General features: G+C 39.9%; 1 protein-coding gene. It reads left to right on the forward strand.

Annotated elements, in window-relative coordinates; genetic code table 11:
• Window positions 1-133: 133 nt before the first annotated feature.
• Entirely contained in the window at window positions 134-526 is a 393-nt protein-coding gene (locus tag D1Z90_RS20865) for an SMI1/KNR4 family protein (protein WP_119912672.1), read from the forward strand.
• The last annotated feature ends 213 nt before the right edge of the window (window positions 527-739 follow it).

A 739-nucleotide genomic window follows, 5' to 3' on the forward strand; every position in this document is an offset into this window, starting at 1 on the left:
CATTTGATAAGGTGTGTTTTTGGCGAAATTCATTAGATCAGAATGAGCGATGCGCGTCTACTCATTGTTTTTATTGGAAATTATGAGGGGATTCGTGAGATTACGGCGTTATATGCACTTGGAGTATTGAAGTATGCCTTTTAACTTAGATGAAAAATATGTACTTGAAGCTGAAGAACAGTTGGAAGCTAAATTACCCTCTGAGTATAAAAAGGCGATGGTTAGTAATAATGGTGGGGATATTGATATCAACGATGAAATTTGGGAACAGTACCCAATCTTTGATAAATCTGATCGCAAACGTTTATCTAGAACTTGCAACCACATTATTACCGAAACAGATTCGTGTAAAGACTTTGGAAACTTTGGCGAAAACTTATTGGCTATAGCATCAAATGGTTGCGGTGATCAGCTTGTTTTTGTTAAAGAGGGTAAAAAGTATTTACCTGCTGTTCATATCTGGTCGCACGAAACAGGTAAATTAACCCAAGTATCAAATAGTTTTAACGCGGTAATGTGCATATAACAAGTTACTCAAACGGACGCTAAACTGTTGGCTAGCTTCGTTCCTCGCAATTTTAGCCAACAATTTCGCGCCGCTTAGTAAGGCGTTGATATGATTCCCGCTGTCAACGAGCGCGTGACTATCCCTACCAAATACTTTCGGCATGGGAGAGAAACTTAAGTGAGTGCACCTTTGGCAAGAAAGTTCGGCGGTTGACCTTGCTGATATTCGCGG

The sequence above is a fragment of the Motilimonas pumila genome, from assembly GCF_003596335.1.
GTDB classification, from domain to species: Bacteria; Pseudomonadota; Gammaproteobacteria; order Enterobacterales; family CBDFNC01; genus Motilimonas; species Motilimonas pumila.